The following is a 15008-nucleotide window of genomic DNA, read 5'->3' on the forward strand; positions in this document are numbered from 1 at the left end:
CAAAGCCGCTGAGACAGCGGCCACCAACCCTGCGCAAACATCATCACGCCCCGATTAGACCACACGCCCCGATCGGCGACCAGCGAATTCCCCTTGGCCAGTGGGTAACCACTCGAGGTCCGTAAAACACGCGCCTGCCTTCGTGAGGGTTCCGCTAACTAGCTCTCGTTTCGAGAGCGCGCTGGATCAGCACCCGTGCCGCTTCGCCCTTGGCGGCGTGCTTCGCCAGAATTTGGAAGGCTCGCTCGTACAGGGCGACCTCGCGTGGCTGGGTAACCGTGAGCTCGGCGCTGACGGTCTCTACCTGTACCTGTCGAATGTCGTACATCAGGAAGTTGGTCACTGGGACGCGAAAGCGCGCTGTTCGCGGAATGATCCCGAGAGCGAGACGAGACGAACGGACCTGGGCGACCAGGTGTTCCAGCTGGCCGACCATGATCCCATCGGACCCGACTGTCGTATACAACGCCTGCTCGGCAAGCAAGAAATGAAATCGCTTCGCGCCCTTACGCAGAACCTGCTGACGCTCCATTCGTGCGGATACTGCGGCGGCGAGATCATCGGGGCCGCCGATGAATTGGATGCACTCTCGCAGTATCTCGGTCGCGTAGTCCTGTGTCTGCAGCAGGCCGGGAACCAGGTCGGGGTCATACCCACGGATCAGCTTGGATTCGGTCTCGAGCTGCCCCGTTTTCTTCTGGGCGTTGTGGGATTGGATCCGCTTCCACTCCAACCAGGCGGCTTCGACGTTTCGGACGGTGGCGATCAGGTCGCCCACTTGTAGAGGTGCGTCGGTCAGCGCACACCAGGTATGAATGTCCTGCTCGGTGGGCGTCTGCTTGCCATGTTCGTACCGGGAGACTTTGGAGTTGTCCCAGCCTGCGAGCCTGGCCAGCTCCAGGCCGCTGAGGCCCGATTGTTTCCTGAGTTCTCGGAGCCGCGCGCCGAGAGTTTCGCGTGCTTGCTGGACGCTGCTCACCGCTTGATTCGGTATTCACTGTGAGGTGTTGCCAGGCTCCACACACGGTCGCGGACGGCCGCGCAGTACGCGACGATCCTCGGGTCGCGGGTCACCGCGAACCCTCCCAAGGTTCCGTCCGGTCTGAAGACCGTGAAAGCTAGTGTGTCGTCATCGAAAAGCCACCAGTCGTCGGTAGTGATTTCGGCAGAGGCGATTACGTGGCGGGGAAGCCAACGGATGTCCTCACCGGAGTCGATATTGCTCTCCGTCGTGGCGAACAGGAACCGCGTGTAGTCGGTGTGGGGCTCGGTGACCACCCGAACCCGCTGCACCGCGCGTCCCGAGCTTGTCACCTCTCGCATGAGGTCATCCCAGTGCCGCCACTCGGGGTCGTATTCGAACTCGCCGGTGTCGAGGAACGTCTCCAGTGCTGCGGCTTCGTCCTCTACCGCGTAGCTGTCCTGGACCTCCAAATGGAACGCTCGAAACCGGCAGTCCCTGAACAGCTGTTCCTGCTCATTACTGGTGATTAGTTCCATCGTCCGGTCGGATTTCCTTTCCTCTCGGTACTTCGATGCTTCGTTCTCCGGCGGGCGGTTTGATGACCGCCAGTGCGGTCGTGTCGGTGACCGGCTCGCCGGCCAGGACGAACGTGCCGTGCCCGGTGTCCTCGAGCAGGGTACCCAGACAGGTTCCGTATTCGAGGTACGCCAGCAGGGCGTGCGGGATCTCGATGTGCCGAGAATCTCGTTGCGGCACCTCCCATCCCAGTACGACGTACGTATCTCGGTCCGAGGCGTACAGGGTTGGAGAGCCTCCGTTGCGGGTGTTGGTTCCGAGGAGACGCAATTGCATTACCGGTACCTTACAATCAGAGTTTGTGTGAATGCATCTGAGCGTGACACCAGTTGCCAGTTCAGGTCAATGGTTTGCGGCGACATGCTGCAAAGATCTACAAACTGCTGGTCAATGGCCCGCAGCTGTCCGTAGCATAAGTCCCGGCGCTCAGGGCCGGTGATCTTGCACCTTCCGTCCGGTCCACAGCTGCCGCATCAACGGCGGACAGAGGGCGAGATGTATAGGCGTACAAGGCTCTTCGAATTCCCTGGCGGTCTGATCGAGCTCCAGGACGATGGGGGCGAGGACGACGACCGTGCCGGGTTCTACGTCGACTTCCACGGAACTATCCAGCTCGACGGACATAGGAAGTCAGGGGTGAATATGCGATACAAGCCAACATGTCTCGGCTACCTGCGGACGGATGTGTCGGGGATGGGCCAGCTTTGGGACGAGACCCAGATGCGGAGGCTCGCCGAGCGCTACGGCTACGACCTGGCCGAGGTGGTCGTCTACGACCCGAAATCGGGCCGGCCGCCGCTGGCCCGGCTGAAGGCCCAAGCCACCCGCCTCGACGCGGAAGCGGTCATCGTTCCCGGACCGGAGCATTTCACCGACGGGCAGATACCCAGCTCGCTGGTGCGGCGGCTGGACGTCATCACCATCCATCCCGAGGAAACCCATGCCCGCCGTGCGGTGATGCCACTTCTGTGGTCGGTCAAGCCGCGGGACCGCGATCGCTGAGGCCCGGCGCCACGCCACTGAGCCCGACCCTCGAGGTCCGTGGCCGCCCGGACGGGCTATGTCACTCCTGAAGTCTTCGACCACGTCGCGGATGAACGGCCAGTCCAACCGTTCTGAACGCGCACCACGGCTGAGGAATTGGCGCGAAAATGCTGTTCGACAACGGTTTGTGCGGGATTGCACCGGTCGTCCGCGACTCGGCGGCCGTGCTGGCGGGTTCGGTCAGCGTGAAATGCGGCTGGGGCTCAATGGGTCACCGCATCACCGCGTGGATGATCGTGTCGGCGTGGGGGTTTGGGTGCGAACCAGCTCACATGGCCGTGCCCCTCTGGTGGGTCGGGCGGGTCAGATGAAGGTCGATCGCCAGTCGCTCGACTGTTTCGGCGGCGCAGACGCGGTTCTCGCCGATTCCGCCGTGTGCACCGCGTTTGGCCCATCCGACGACGTACACGCCGTGCAGAGGATCCCTGGTTGTCGGAGAAATGACTCTGCCGTTTCGGTTGAGGATCTGACCGTTGTGTGTGTCGGGGAGTCCGTCGATATGCGCGGTGCGGAACCCGATGGCACGAACCACTGCGCTGGCCAGGAACGTGTGCCCGCCGGTCGTATACACGCTCAATTCGCCGGTTCCCGTCGACTCGATGTTCGTCACGTGCTGTTCGAAGCAGAACACGACCGGCAGCCGGGTGTCGTCTCGATCGTTCGGATTGAGGTGGTTCATCGCCGGTCTCAGCGGTTGGCCGGCTGCGGAGACGGGTTCATGGTCCAGGGTTCTGGTCGTGTGTATCGACAGATTGGGCAGGGCCAGGATGTCCTGCATGGCGGGGGTGGCAAATGCGGACCGGTCTGCGCAGGCACGGGACAGCACGGTCACCTGTGTCAGTGCGGCGATGCTCGGAGATGTGCCGTGTCGGTCGGCGAGATATCTGATCACCTCGAGGGCGACGTTCCCGGCGCCGACGATGAGGCAATGCGGCCCGAGGGTCGGCGGCTCGGTGGGGGATGGGTTGTTCACGCCGGCAAGGACATCGAGTGCGTCGTACACACCGACGGGCAATGCCGAGTCGGATCGGGTGAGGGGGCGGGGAATCGAGGCGCCGTGGGCGAAGACCACGGCGTCGAACCGGCGGCGCAAGGCTTCGAGGGAGAGATCGCGGCCGATCTCGGTGTTGTAGACGACGTTGACCCGGTCGTCGCCGAATGGCACATCGAACAGGCTCAGCATTTCGCGCAGGCCCGCGTCCGGTGCGATGGCGGTACGCAGCAGGCCGCCGAGGTGGGCGTGGCGTTCGTAGACGGTGACGTCGACGAAGCTGGACCGCCGCAGCAGCTCACGAATGGTGTACATGGCGGCGGGGCCGGCGCCGACGACTGCGATGCGGGGCCGTCGACCACCGACGCTCGAAGGCCGGGGGAGAGGCGTTGTTGGTCGCCGGCCGGGTGTGGTTCGGGGCCCGCTGTGTGCGAAGTAGTCGCTGTTGCGGCGGAGATGGTGTTGTTCGGTCGCGGTGAGGGCGTGGTCGGGTTTGATCGCTGAGGTGGGGCAGGCGTCGACGCAGGCGGTGCAGTCGATGCAGGAGCTCGGGTCGATGTGCAGTGTCGGCGTGGTGGCGAAGTCGGGGTCGCCGGGGCGGGGACGGATGCAGTCGCGCGGACAGGCGTTCAGGCAGGAGACGTCCTTGCAACAGTGTCCCAGGATGACGTGGGCCATAATCGCTTTCGAGAGGTCAGAGCAGGTTCGAGGCGCGGTAGATACGTCGAGCGACCCGGTTGAGCAGGCCCTCGCGGTGGAGGAACTCGATGAACGAGGCGGTGGCCGAGCGGAACATCATGCGGTGGTGCTCGTTGGCGTCGATCGCGGATTTCACCTCCGGCCAGCGCAGTCCGAGTTCCTCGTAGACGCGCCGGTTGATCAGGCTCTTGGCGACGACGTGGGTTCCGACGGCGATGGCGATCGTGCTCAGGAACCGTCGTGGCCGCGAGATGGTGGTGAGTTGGTCGCGAATGCGGCGGCGGGCGAAGGCCATGTGCCGTGATTCCTCGACGACGTGGATGTAGGAGGTGCGGCGTATCGCGTCGGCGACCGTCGCGTCTCTCATCCAGTCGCGTTGCATGGCGTCGAAGATTTCCTCCCCGGCCAGCACGATCCCGTAGGCGACCTCGTGCCAGGCGAACATCGCGAAGAGCCTGCCCAGCAGTTTCTGCAGCCGGTCGTGGGGATAGAAGTGTGCTCCGATGCTGTCGACACCCTTGATGAACATCAGCGAATGCAGGTTCTCGTCGGCGCATTCGTTGAGCAGAAACGCGATGTCGGGGCGAGCGGGGTCGGCACCGTGATTGGCGCGCAACAGCGCGACTTGTAGTCCGACTTCGAGCCAGATCGCGATACCGAGGAACTGTGCCACTTCGCAGCGGGTCAACAGGATTCGTTGCTGCTCCGACATCGACGCCCAGATCGGAGTGTCGAACAGCGGCGACCACTGCGCGGTCATTCCGTAGCCCTGATCGGAGTCGGGCCCCGGCTCATACAGCTCCGGACATCGTGGGTCGAACGATAGTCGCTGGGCCGACTGGATCAGTGTGTGGAAGAACTGATCCTGCTCGGTAGCTACCACTGCTGAACTCCTCTGCTCGGTCATGTTTCACGCTGGTTGGCGCGCGGCCGGGCTTCCTTTTTCCTCCGCCGTGTTCTCGACGGCCTGGCGAACAGGGATGGCTGTCGACGGACCTATCCCCGGAACGGCGAGGCTCTGCGACTGCGCATCCCGCCGCGCAGACCGTCGCGCCTGGAATTCGCTGAAAGTGCCAACACTGCAAATCATTTTGGAGAGATCAGGCTTCCTCTGCCGTGCACGATGAGCCGTGTCCGGACGTGACGCACCGCGCAGGCCGAGGATGGTTCAGGGAGTATAGGCGTTGGTGAGGGTGGCGATGTTGTCCAGGGCGTCGAGAGTGTCGCGGATGGTCATTTGGCGGGCCCAGGCGCCGGCCTGCGGTGTCGAGGAATTCGCGCATCGGGCGGATGGTGATGGCAGGCGGGCTGAGGGTGGAGGGATTGGCACACCCGATCGAGGAAAGCACCGACCGCGTAGGTCACTGCGTTCACATTGTGCGGCGTAGTCTGCGGCGCATGAGAGTTGCCGCGGCACAGTTCACTTGCGCACCTACCGATGTCCGGGTCAATATCGGACAAATGGTCAGGCTCGCTGAACAGGCAGGCGCAGACTCCGCCGAGTTGATCGTGTTTCCGGAGTTGGCGGTGACCGGATACGAACTGGCCGCTACCGCAGCTGATGAGAGGTTGTGGCTCCGCGCCGATGACCCTCGCCTGGATCCGCTGCGCACCACCGGGATAGCGACCGTTGTGAACTGCGCTGCCCCCGCCCTCGACGGTCACCGTCCCGTGATCGCCACTTACGTCTACAGCGCCGCCGGCGATCTGCTCACCACCTGTCACAAACAGCATTTGTTCGAGGAAGAGCAGCGGTTCTTCACCTCCGCGGACAAGGACGGCCGCTTCGAACTCCAGGGTTTGCGCTTCTCCCTTGCCACCTGTTTCGACAACCATTTCCCCGACTTGGTCGACCGAATCGCCGACGATGGCTGTGACGTCCATCTGGCCAGCGCCCTGTACGGTACCGGTCGCGGCATCGCCGAACGTGCGTCGATCTATCCCGGCATCGCCGACCGCGCGGACGTTTACGTGGCCCTTGCCAACCACGTGGGGCCTGCGGGCCCGGTCACCGGGTGCGGCCGCGCCGCCCTGTGGGATACCGACGGAACCCTGCTGGCAGAGGCCGACGAACAGACACCGATGTTCGTCGTCGCCGATATCGGCTAGCAATGGCCACACGGCAGTGACCGGGGTGCGAACCATCCCCTCTGCAATCGGCATCCGCGCACTGCCAGTGGTCGGTCAGCCGCCCGAGATGACACCCGCCCGTTGACCTTCCGTAGCCACACCCGGCACCCCCGAGGCACCCGAGACCCTGCGAGCGCGGAGGACCCTGCCCGCGTCGGCAGGTTCGATCGGCGTGTCAGCGATATGAGAGTGGGCAGCCAGGTATGACGCATGGCGTCGGTGATGTGGATCGGCGTGGTGAATTCATGGGAGTGAACGCTGGTTGGGCGGCTGTGCATCGGTGAGGTCGGTGGAATGAGCCAGGGCGTTGTACAGCCAGTCGTGGGCTCGTCCGATAGTGACGCGAGGTCCGAGGAACCGTTCTGTCAGAGCCCAGTAACGGTGAATCCGGTGGTCGGAATCGGTTGCGTCGATCAGCAATTGCTCGCGGGAACGCGGGGAATCACGTTCCCCTCGTGCCTCGGCATGGGCGTTGACGAATCGGTCGAGTTCGGTGCCGGCGTGCGGCCGAACATCTTTCGCTACGAGTGGCACCACGTCCACCATGACGTTGTCCATGCTGATGTACAGCGCTCGAGGGTCGCGGATCAGCTCTGGTCGATCCCGCCAGTACTGCTGTCGCACAATACTGGTCATGTCCGGCTCGGCCACCAGAGCGGCCAATTCGGCATACGCGACAACCTCGTCGACGGACGGATCAGCAGGCGGCTCCGGCACATTCCAGCACACCCACCTATCGCTGTCGCACCGCGGGATCGGTGCGAGAATGCGCCGCCAGAACCGGATGAGGCAATCGTGCACCGCACCACCGTCCTGCGCGGCGGCCAGCAACGCGAGTCGCTGGGCCCGCTGTGCCGGGGCAACCGTCTCCATGGCCCGCAGTGACGCCCGCCGCCATGCCAGCGACCTGAATTCGATATCGAGCCGGGCACTTTCGGCAGCGATGGCGTCTGCCATCGATCGCTCTCCCTGCAGCACGCCGGTGATCGAGTCCAGCCCGAGACCGAGCGCGCGCAACCGCCGCACCAGCAGCAGTCGTTCGGCGGCGCTGTCGGCGTCGAACATCCGATGCCCGCCTGTGCTGCGCTGGGATTCCAGAATGCCTTCGTCGCAGTAGAACCGGATCGTTCGCACCGGAAGTCCGGTGCTGCGCGCCAACTCCCCGATGCTCACCAGCACATCGGATCGTGTGTCATCCGTCACAACCTGTTGAACCTCCACCCCACTGGAGCTTTTAGCGTACTGGGCACCCCCGTCCGACCCCGACAGCGAAAACCGAAGCGGTCGTGGAGGACGAGCGGAGTACTACGCATATGTCGTCACACCGAGGAGAGTGTTTCGTGGCTACCACGCAAGAAGAAATCGTCGCCGGCATCGCGGAGATCATCGAGGAGGTGACGGGTATCGAGGCCGCCGAGGTCGCGATCGAGAAGTCTTTCGTCGACGACCTGGACATCGACTCGTTGTCACTGGTGGAGATCGCTGTACAGCTGGAGGACAAGTACAGCGTGAAAGTCCCCGACGAGGACCTTGCGAGCCTGAGAACCGTCGGCGACGCGGTTGCCTACGTCCAGAGGATGGAGGCGGAGAAGCCGCAGCTCGCCGCGGAAATGGAAGCGAAATACAAGGAAGGCCAGGCGAATTGAGCAGCCTGGGGGCCGTTTCGCCCCTTGTCGCGGTGGTGAGCCGGTGATTGCCGATCCACAGTTGAATCCCGCCGCAGTCGAACTCGGCAGTTTCTTCCGGCAGCCACCAGAAACTGTATGGCGCGCGCTGACGGAGCCGGATCTGCTGGAGCGGTGGCTGCTTCGACCGACCGGGTTCGCCGCCTCGGCCGGAACCCACTTCCGATTCGCCATCCCGGACTCATCGCCGAACGAGATCATCTGCGAGGTGCTGGCGGCCCGGCCGTGCGAGCAGTTGACCTACAGCTGGACATACCGGCAGGCCGAGTACCCCGCCCGGTGGATTGTCGACTGGACGCTGCAGCCGCAGGGTCGTGGCACACGACTTCTGCTGACGCAGACAGGTTTCGACATCGAAGACCGCCGGCAGAAAATGGTACGCAACGCCATGGAACGCAGCTGGAAACGACTCGTGCTGCCGCGGCTCGGTGAGGTGATCCACCACTGAAAGCGCCCCTGGGAGTCGGGGCTGCACACCGGCGCGACGGCGAACTACTGTCCCGGTCCTATTCATATTTCGAAAGGTTCGAAACCATGTATTTCATCTCGATGGCGTTAGGGATGTTCGGCCCACTGCTCGTACCCACAGGAAGCTCGAACTGTTGGATGGACAGCACCGCTCCCGCGTGCTGGCCTCACTAGATTGATTCTCGCGACTGGGCGGGCGGAATTGCCGCCCACCCAGCCGCCTTGTCCGCACTTGCACGCCAGGTATCGCGCAACACATGTGCCCTGCGTGCCGCTCGTCTGGCAGCCGAGTTACCTGGCGCAGCACCGGTGTTGGTCGGGACTGGTGCTGGCGCCGCCGCCTGGTCTGCGGTGTTCTCAGGCAACTGCCCGCACATCGGTGGGTGCGGGCCGACGGCGGCTGAGATCAGCGGCACGGGTCCTGCTGAAGATCTTGGTCTACAACCACCCTGGCACAGCGACAGATACCCAGCCCATGACCTGACGACCCTGGCCAAGCTGTATCCGTACAACCCAGCGCGGCAATGCGTCTTCAGCTGCCATGCGCGGATGAGCGGCCAGTCCAACCATTCTAAAGGTGGACTACAGCTGAGGAATTGGCGCGAAATTGCTGTTCGACAGCGGAATGTGAGCGGCGTGAGAGGTCCACCGCTGCGAGTTTTTCATCGGACCACTGCACATACTCGAACAGTGTCCCGTCCGGGTTGTGCACCATCATGTTTCGCCCGGTCGGGATGTCGGCCGGTGGGGAGACGATGGTGGCGCCCTGGGCGCGCAGGTTCGCTTGGAATTCCTCCAGCGAGTCCACCGATATGACGATGTCCTGTTTCGGCGCGGCCGCGAGTGCGTCGGCGGGGCCGCCGATCAGTACCAACGGACCGATGGTTGCGATATCGAGATTGCCCTCCTCGAACCGGAAGTGCAGGTCGCACCGGAGCCCGAGGGTCTGCTCGTAATAGTCGACCGTCGCCGAGAAGCGATCGCTCTCGACGCGAACGGGGGTGAATGTCTTGATGATTCGCATCGTGGTGCCTTCCTTACTTCGGCTCGGAGAACCCGTACGCCGTCCACTGCTCGAGGACGCGCTGCTGGATCTCGACGGGCCAGCCGTTTTCGAAGCTGCCCTTGACCGGTCGCTTTCCGGTGGGATAGAGGTCGGCGAGCAGACAGTTGTAGATGACTTTCCCGGCGCTGAAGCTGTGCTGTTCCTCCGCGGACAGGTAGATGCCCAGCGGATCGGTGAGTTTGCGTTCGAAATGGAATTCACCGCGGTTCACATCGGGATGCGAGCGTGTCGCGAACGCCCACACCACCTGATCGAGATCGGTGATGTCGATATCGTCCTCGACCAGCAGGATCTTGGGCGCGTGCACCGCCGCGGGGCCGCCGAGCACGACCTCCGCGACCTTGTCGACCAGTTCGTGGGAGGGCAGTCCCGAGGTCTCGTGCCAGTCCGCACGGACCGCCAGGGTCAGCCAGTGCACGGCGGCTTCGAAGTTGTACCAGGCCGAGGAGATCGGCAGCCCGGCCTCGCGTAGCAGGTGCAGGATTTCGGCAGCGGCGGCGGTGCCGGTGATGGTGTCGTCCTCCTCGACCGGAGGCCCTGCGGCTACCACCGGGAGAATCGCGTTGTCCTGGTAGGTGATCGCGGAGACCTGGAAGCGTGCCTCGAGCGAGCTCACCGTCGCGTTGTAGCCGGGGTACTCGTTGAACGGGCCCTCCTCGACGTCATCGTCGAGGAGGATGTGGCCCTCGACCACGATTTCCGCAGTAGCCGGAACCATCAGGTCTACCGTTTCCGCCGGTACGACCTCGATGCCCTCACCGAAAAGCGCACCCAGATAATGGCTTTCGTCCACGCCCTGGGGCAGCGGCATACCGCTCACGACCACCAGGCCCGGTTCGACCCCGAGCGCCACCGCGATCGGCATCGGAGTGCCTGCCTCGGTCCACATCGCCCGGATGATGCCGATCTGCTGCGACTTCGGCAGCAGACAGGCCAGAGTCGACTTGTCGTGCACCATCATTCGATTGACTGACCAGTTCGTCCAGGAGCCGTCGGGCGTCTTGACGATATTGGCGCCGAAGGTCTGGAGATAGCGGCCGCCGTCATTGCCGTGGATCAATGGGGTCGGAAAGGCGAACAGGTCGATGTCGTCGCCGAGCATGATGTTCTGTTTGCACGGCGCGGAGACCGACGCGACCACCGTCGGCGGAATGCCCGGCTTGGTGCGGGCGTCGGCGAGGACGTCGACGATCTGCTGGCCGGTGGCGTCGGCGGGCAGCCCCACGGACAGTGCGAGCCGGGCGAGTTGGTGCTGCGGGGCGCTGAGTGCCGCGGGAGCGCCGAAGAGCCGGAAGCCGGTATCGGTATAGCCGGTCAGATTGGTGAAAAGTGGTGCCGGAGCTCGTAAGTCGTAGCAGCGACGGATGATCGCGCCGACTTCGAGATTCCAGTCGACCTCCTTGTCGATGGTGTGGATCTCGCCGATCTTCTCCAGTTCGGCGATGAATTCACGCAGACTTGTCAAGTGGGTCAAGATATTTCCTATTCTCCCCAGCGGGGCAGATCGGGCACGTCGATGCCGAGCAGGTCCAGCGCACGACCCGCGGTGTGGTCGACGATGTCCTGCACGCTCTGTGGTCGCAGATAGAACGCGGGAACCGGCGGCATCACGATGGCCCCGGATTCGGTCGCGGCGGCCATCGCTCGCAGATGTCCGAGAGTCAGTGGCGTCTCGCGGACCATCAGCACCAGGCGCCGCCGCTCCTTCATCGTCACATCGGCGGCGCGAGTGAGCAGATTGTCGCCATTGGCGTACGCGATCGCGGACAAGGTGCGGATCGAGCACGGCGCCACGATCATCCCCGCGGTCCGGAAGGAACCGGACGCGATCGCCGCACCGATATCGGCGGGCCGATAGGACACATCAGCCATTTCCGCGAGATCCCGTGCGCTCAGTCCTGTTTCGTAAGCCCGCGTCTGCTGACCAGCGGGCGTAACGACCAGATGCGTCTCCACACCGGCCTTCCGGGCAAATTCCAGCACCCGCATTCCGTAGCCGATGCCCGTGGCGCCGCTGATTCCCACGACCAGCCGCCGTGGCGATTCGTCGCCATTCAATGGCACTTCCCTAACTCGCAGTTGTCGCACGCAGACGTCGTACCTGCACGAGGGTTCCAGCCGACGCTGGCAGTCCGCTGGCAGGCGATTGCCCACGACAGCATCGGGTGTTCTTGCGGCCGAGACGTATTCGGAACGGCGCGCGTCCGAGTGCTCTGGGCGATCAGCCGTGGAAGAGGTCCAGTCGGTCGAGCAGGCCGGTCAATCCGCTGTGGACCATGTCGTCATCGCCTCTGTCCAAGCCATAGGTCACTTCATGCCATGGCCCGAGTTGATGCCAGACCGATGCTCGGCGGCGGAGGTCGTCGGTGAGGCCGTAAGCGGTGGCGACCGCGTCGCCGAAGGCTGCTGGTGCGCCGAACAGTGGCCATGCCAGGTCATTCGCTGCGTCGCCGAGATGGACATCGCCGAAGTCGATCACACCGGCGATATGGTTTTCGTCCACCAAGACGTGTTCCGGGCCGAGATCGCCGTGGACGACCCTATCCGCGGGGAATTCCACGACGGCATCGAGGACCGCCAGCGCCGAATCATGGTGTGCCGCTGGGATCAACGGCACGACCTCGGTTCGGAAACGGTCGATCATTACAGCCCGGGTGCGCCTGGTTTCGGCCGCTGATGGCAGTCCGTGCCGCATCGCCTCGGCCGCGGGGCTGTCGTGCAGGGCGCGAAGAAATCCTCCCAGCGCGAGCCCGTGCCCGGTCCCGGCGGACTCGATGGACGTCCCGGGGACCAGGGCATGACGCACGATCAACGGTGTCTCGCTCACCACCCGGGGGATCGGCACCTGCAGGGGCAACAGTGGTGCCAGCCAAGGCATCAGCTGGGTTTCACGCCGCAGTTGGCCGGCGACCTCTGGCCGGCGCGGTCTCCTGTCGACCCACGCTCCGTCGATCAACGTGGCAAAGCAATCCCATCCATCGGAAAACCCCACGCAGCCCACGGTACGACACGGGCGAATACCCAACCGGCGCCCCCGTGATCCAAACGTGCACTGCCACGGCGAAATTGGCAGGAAGCCGCGGCTCGCCGGCGCAGAGTGCCGTGATTGGTCCGGTCGTCTGCCCGCAGCTGGGACATGTGGTCTGTGTCATAGCGGGGCGATGTCACAAATCCGGGGTGGCCGGCACCTCATGGTCGTCCCACTGACAATGAAGGAGATGGACGCTATGAGTGCTCGGCTCGATATGTTCGCGAATGAGGTCGGCGCGAAGTTCGCCAAGCGGTTTGCGAACGCCAGTCTGGTGATCACGCAGTCCGAGGTGCCGAAAACGATTCAGGAGCTGGTGAGCTTGCGGGCCAGTCAGATCAATGGGTGTGGCTTTTGTACCGATGCGCACAGCAAGGAGCTGGCGGCGGCGGGGGAGCCGCCGGTTCGGATCAATCTGGTGGCGACCTGGCGGGAGGCGTCGGTGTTCAGCGAGGCGGAACAGGCGGCGCTGGCCTTCGCCGAGGAGGGCACCAGGCTGGCGGATGCCCACCTCGGGGTCTCCGACGAGACCTGGGCGCAGGTTCGGAAACACTACGACGACAACCAGACCGCGGCGCTGGTGGCGCTGGTGGCCATGATCAACGCCGCCAATCGGCTCGGTGTCATCCTGCATCAGCAGGGTGGGTCCTACGAGCCGGGCATGTTCACCGGGGTCACCGACTGACCGTCAGACGGGCTGCGGGGCCGTGACCGGTCGGCGGCTGCGGCGCCAGGCGTAGGCGAGGAAGGCGATCAGGCCGATCAGCGGAATCGTGCTGACGGCCCAGCTCACACCCAGTGGGGGGCCGGGCTGCTGGAGAACCGGGAGGTTCGCCAGATCGCCTTCACCGCGGCCCTGGGGGCCGTCGATGACGAAGTGGAAGGTCCACGCGCCCTGCTCATCCAGAGAGCGCACGTCCAGGCCCCAGACGTCGCGCTTGCGCGGGTGCCGCGACAGCGGTTCGGCGCGGCGCACCTTGCCGTTGGGCTGGTACTCGGTGAGCGTGCCGGTCTTGTCCTCGATGCCCCCGTCGGGGATGAAGGTGAAGTCCAGCGATTGCATTGCGCGCAAAGGCCATTCGCTGAACCCCACGGTCAGCGCGTAGGGCCCGGCCTGCACGTGCTCGGTGTGCACGATATCGACGGGCTGATACGCAGACGCCGTCGCGGCAGTGCCCGCCGTCAGCCCGAGAATCGCGAGAATCGTTGCGGCGGTGGCGAGTAGACGGTTGATCATGCGCTGACCTTCTCGGACGGGGCGGACAGCCGCAGCATGTCGCCGAAGCGCCAGCCCAGGTAGCCGCCGAGCGCACCCAGCAGCGCGGCCGCGACCGTGGTGGCGATGATGACGGAGGCGTGCGAGAGGCGGGCGTCGTAGATGATCACCTGCTGCACGGGATTGAACCCGCCGATGATCGCCCCGCCGAGCCCACCGGCCAGCGCGGGCAGCAGGCGCGCCGGGCTGTCGGTGCGTCGCAGCAGCAGATCGATCACGATGCCCACCGGGATCAGGCAGAACGGAATGAGCGCCGGGGTCGCCGGAATGCCCCGGATGTGTTCGCGCATGGGCAATCCCACGAAATCGGCGTAGGCGCGCGCCGCCCACGGAGCGAACCACCAGAACAGGCCCTGGATCGCCGAGGAGAACACGGCGGTGACGGTCGCGCCCCACCGCTGGAATCCCGCACCCACGACCATCAGCAGAATCACCATGAACGCGGTGACCGCGACCGTCCACCGCACGGTCCCGGTGCTCAGCCGCTGCACCGCCAGCGCGGTGACGGTGCTCGAGGTCGCCAGGTGCGCCAGCGCGAACAGCGCGCCGATCCGCCCCCACCGATGGGCCCGCGCCGCCCCGAACACGATCACCGTGCCCACCGAGATCACCGTGCTGGACAGGAACAGGCCGATGTGCGGCGGCGAGTCGATGATCGCGTCGAATCCGTAGAGGCTGTGCCACCACAGATCCCACAGTCCGTAGAGCAGGAACGACGCCGCACCCAACGCCGCCACCATGTACCCGAGCGGCGCGGTGAACGTCCGCCCGAACACGCGGATCCCGGGCCCGCCCAGCGCACCGTCCACCCGCCGCCCCGCCCGGCCCGCGGCCGAGGTGACGAGAATGACCGTGAGACCGGTGAATCCGGCGATCGCCGCACTGGCATAGATGAACAGGTGCGGCAGCGTGAAGAAGGTATCGGGCCCGACATCGGAGTGCCACTGGATGTCCCAGGTCGATCCGACGGCGAAGGTCATGCTGGCCGCGAACAGGATGGCCGCGGGTAGCCAGGGGCGGATGGTGATCGGTGCGGTCGCCTCGGCGGTGAGACCGCGACCGTTGGCGGTGAGGTCCATGG

17 protein-coding genes are annotated in these 15008 nt (G+C 64.6%); 5 read left to right on the forward strand and 12 right to left on the reverse strand.

Annotation, left to right across the window (positions count from 1 at the left end; translation table 11 throughout):
* Positions 1-154: 154 nt before the first annotated feature.
* Genes ABZV44_RS23880 through ABZV44_RS23890 form a run of 3 tightly spaced genes read right to left on the reverse strand, consistent with a single transcriptional unit; the run spans position 155 to position 1816 of the window.
* Entirely contained in the window at positions 155-979 is an 825-nt protein-coding gene (locus ABZV44_RS23880; RefSeq protein ID WP_354840163.1) for a helix-turn-helix transcriptional regulator, read from the reverse strand.
* Positions 976-1500, reverse strand: coding sequence for a DUF6879 family protein (locus ABZV44_RS23885; protein ID WP_354840166.1), 525 nt, complete (start codon positions 1498-1500; stop codon positions 976-978). The genes ABZV44_RS23880 and ABZV44_RS23885 overlap by 4 nt, the downstream gene beginning before the upstream one ends.
* The gene (locus tag ABZV44_RS23890) at positions 1481-1816 is read right to left on the reverse strand and encodes a hypothetical protein (protein ID WP_354840168.1); all 336 of its coding nucleotides are present in this window, start codon (positions 1814-1816) and stop codon (positions 1481-1483) included. Before ABZV44_RS23890 ends, ABZV44_RS23885 begins: the two co-directional genes overlap by 20 nt.
* Before the next feature lie 417 nt (positions 1817-2233).
* Here ABZV44_RS23890 and ABZV44_RS23895 point away from each other — a divergent pair, with 417 nt between their 5' ends.
* Positions 2234-2542 carry a hypothetical protein gene (locus tag ABZV44_RS23895; RefSeq protein WP_354840171.1) on the forward strand — a complete coding sequence of 103 codons (309 nt, stop codon included), beginning with the start codon at positions 2234-2236 and terminating at the stop codon, positions 2540-2542.
* Between the two features lie 310 nt (positions 2543-2852).
* On the opposite strand, the gene ABZV44_RS23900 is transcribed toward ABZV44_RS23895, so the two are convergent.
* Positions 2853-4253 carry an FAD-dependent oxidoreductase gene (locus tag ABZV44_RS23900; RefSeq protein ID WP_354840174.1) on the reverse strand — a complete coding sequence of 467 codons (1401 nt, stop codon included), beginning with the start codon at positions 4251-4253 and terminating at the stop codon, positions 2853-2855.
* A gap of 16 nt (positions 4254-4269) precedes the next feature.
* The gene (locus ABZV44_RS23905; RefSeq protein ID WP_354840177.1) at positions 4270-5157 is read right to left on the reverse strand and encodes a diiron oxygenase; all 888 of its coding nucleotides are present in this window, start codon (positions 5155-5157) and stop codon (positions 4270-4272) included.
* Between the two features lie 515 nt (positions 5158-5672).
* Between ABZV44_RS23905 and ABZV44_RS23910 the strand changes: the two genes are divergently transcribed.
* The gene (locus ABZV44_RS23910; RefSeq protein WP_354840180.1) at positions 5673-6383 is read left to right on the forward strand and encodes a carbon-nitrogen hydrolase family protein; all 711 of its coding nucleotides are present in this window, start codon (positions 5673-5675) and stop codon (positions 6381-6383) included.
* 264 nt (positions 6384-6647) lie between these two features.
* On the opposite strand, the gene ABZV44_RS23915 is transcribed toward ABZV44_RS23910, so the two are convergent.
* Positions 6648-7607 carry a MerR family transcriptional regulator gene (locus tag ABZV44_RS23915; RefSeq protein WP_354840182.1) on the reverse strand — a complete coding sequence of 320 codons (960 nt, stop codon included), beginning with the start codon at positions 7605-7607 and terminating at the stop codon, positions 6648-6650.
* Positions 7608-7744: 137 nt separating this feature from the next.
* On the opposite strand from ABZV44_RS23915, the gene acpM reads away from it, so the two are divergent.
* On the forward strand, positions 7745-8050 hold the full coding sequence (acpM, locus tag ABZV44_RS23920; protein WP_354840185.1) for a meromycolate extension acyl carrier protein AcpM: 306 nt from the start codon (positions 7745-7747) through the stop codon (positions 8048-8050).
* Between the two features lie 43 nt (positions 8051-8093).
* Positions 8094-8537: an SRPBCC domain-containing protein gene (locus ABZV44_RS23925; protein WP_354840187.1), complete on the forward strand. Its 444-nt coding sequence runs from the start codon at positions 8094-8096 to the stop codon at positions 8535-8537.
* Between the two features lie 591 nt (positions 8538-9128).
* Here the strand turns inward: ABZV44_RS23925 and ABZV44_RS23930 are convergent.
* From ABZV44_RS23930 to ABZV44_RS23945, 4 genes are all read right to left on the reverse strand, one after another.
* The gene (locus ABZV44_RS23930; RefSeq protein WP_354840190.1) at positions 9129-9581 is read right to left on the reverse strand and encodes a VOC family protein; all 453 of its coding nucleotides are present in this window, start codon (positions 9579-9581) and stop codon (positions 9129-9131) included.
* A 13-nt stretch (positions 9582-9594) separates the two neighbouring features.
* Positions 9595-11097, reverse strand: coding sequence for a UbiD family decarboxylase (locus ABZV44_RS23935; RefSeq protein WP_354840193.1), 1503 nt, complete (start codon positions 11095-11097; stop codon positions 9595-9597).
* A gap of 8 nt (positions 11098-11105) precedes the next feature.
* Positions 11106-11681: a UbiX family flavin prenyltransferase gene (locus tag ABZV44_RS23940; protein WP_354840196.1), complete on the reverse strand. Its 576-nt coding sequence runs from the start codon at positions 11679-11681 to the stop codon at positions 11106-11108.
* A gap of 163 nt (positions 11682-11844) precedes the next feature.
* On the reverse strand, positions 11845-12624 hold the full coding sequence (locus ABZV44_RS23945) for a phosphotransferase (protein WP_354840199.1): 780 nt from the start codon (positions 12622-12624) through the stop codon (positions 11845-11847).
* A 226-nt stretch (positions 12625-12850) separates the two neighbouring features.
* Between ABZV44_RS23945 and ABZV44_RS23950 the strand changes: the two genes are divergently transcribed.
* A complete protein-coding gene (locus ABZV44_RS23950; RefSeq protein WP_354840201.1) occupies positions 12851-13336 on the forward strand; it encodes a carboxymuconolactone decarboxylase family protein in 486 nt (161 codons plus the stop codon).
* 3 nt (positions 13337-13339) lie between these two features.
* Here ABZV44_RS23950 and ABZV44_RS23955 read toward each other — a convergent pair whose 3' ends face one another.
* A complete protein-coding gene (locus tag ABZV44_RS23955) occupies positions 13340-13888 on the reverse strand; it encodes a hypothetical protein (protein WP_354840204.1) in 549 nt (182 codons plus the stop codon).
* Positions 13885-15006 carry a hypothetical protein gene (locus ABZV44_RS23960; protein WP_354840207.1) on the reverse strand — a complete coding sequence of 374 codons (1122 nt, stop codon included), beginning with the start codon at positions 15004-15006 and terminating at the stop codon, positions 13885-13887. Before ABZV44_RS23960 ends, ABZV44_RS23955 begins: the two co-directional genes overlap by 4 nt.
* Positions 15007-15008 lie beyond the last annotated feature (2 nt).

The organism is Nocardia sp. NPDC004860 (genome assembly GCF_040609015.1).
Lineage (GTDB): Bacteria > Actinomycetota > Actinomycetes > Mycobacteriales > Mycobacteriaceae > Nocardia.

Excerpts from the sequence above, each read along its gene's own strand:
- ABZV44_RS23885 (WP_354840166.1), bottom strand. The coding sequence starts at position 1,500 with ATGGAACTAATCACCAGTAATGAGCAGGAACAGCTGTTCAGGGACTGC.
- ABZV44_RS23890 (WP_354840168.1), bottom strand. The coding sequence starts at position 1,816 with ATGCAATTGCGTCTCCTCGGAACCAACACCCGCAACGGAGGCTCTCCA.
- ABZV44_RS23895 (WP_354840171.1), top strand. The coding sequence starts at position 2,234 with ATGGGCCAGCTTTGGGACGAGACCCAGATGCGGAGGCTCGCCGAGCGC.
- ABZV44_RS23900 (WP_354840174.1), bottom strand. The coding sequence starts at position 4,253 with ATGGCCCACGTCATCCTGGGACACTGTTGCAAGGACGTCTCCTGCCTG.
- ABZV44_RS23910 (WP_354840180.1), top strand. The coding sequence starts at position 5,673 with ATGAGAGTTGCCGCGGCACAGTTCACTTGCGCACCTACCGATGTCCGG.
- ABZV44_RS23930 (WP_354840190.1), bottom strand. The coding sequence starts at position 9,581 with ATGCGAATCATCAAGACATTCACCCCCGTTCGCGTCGAGAGCGATCGC.
- ABZV44_RS23950 (WP_354840201.1), top strand. The coding sequence starts at position 12,851 with ATGAGTGCTCGGCTCGATATGTTCGCGAATGAGGTCGGCGCGAAGTTC.
- ABZV44_RS23955 (WP_354840204.1), bottom strand. The coding sequence starts at position 13,888 with ATGATCAACCGTCTACTCGCCACCGCCGCAACGATTCTCGCGATTCTC.
- ABZV44_RS23960 (WP_354840207.1), bottom strand. The coding sequence starts at position 15,006 with ATGGACCTCACCGCCAACGGTCGCGGTCTCACCGCCGAGGCGACCGCA.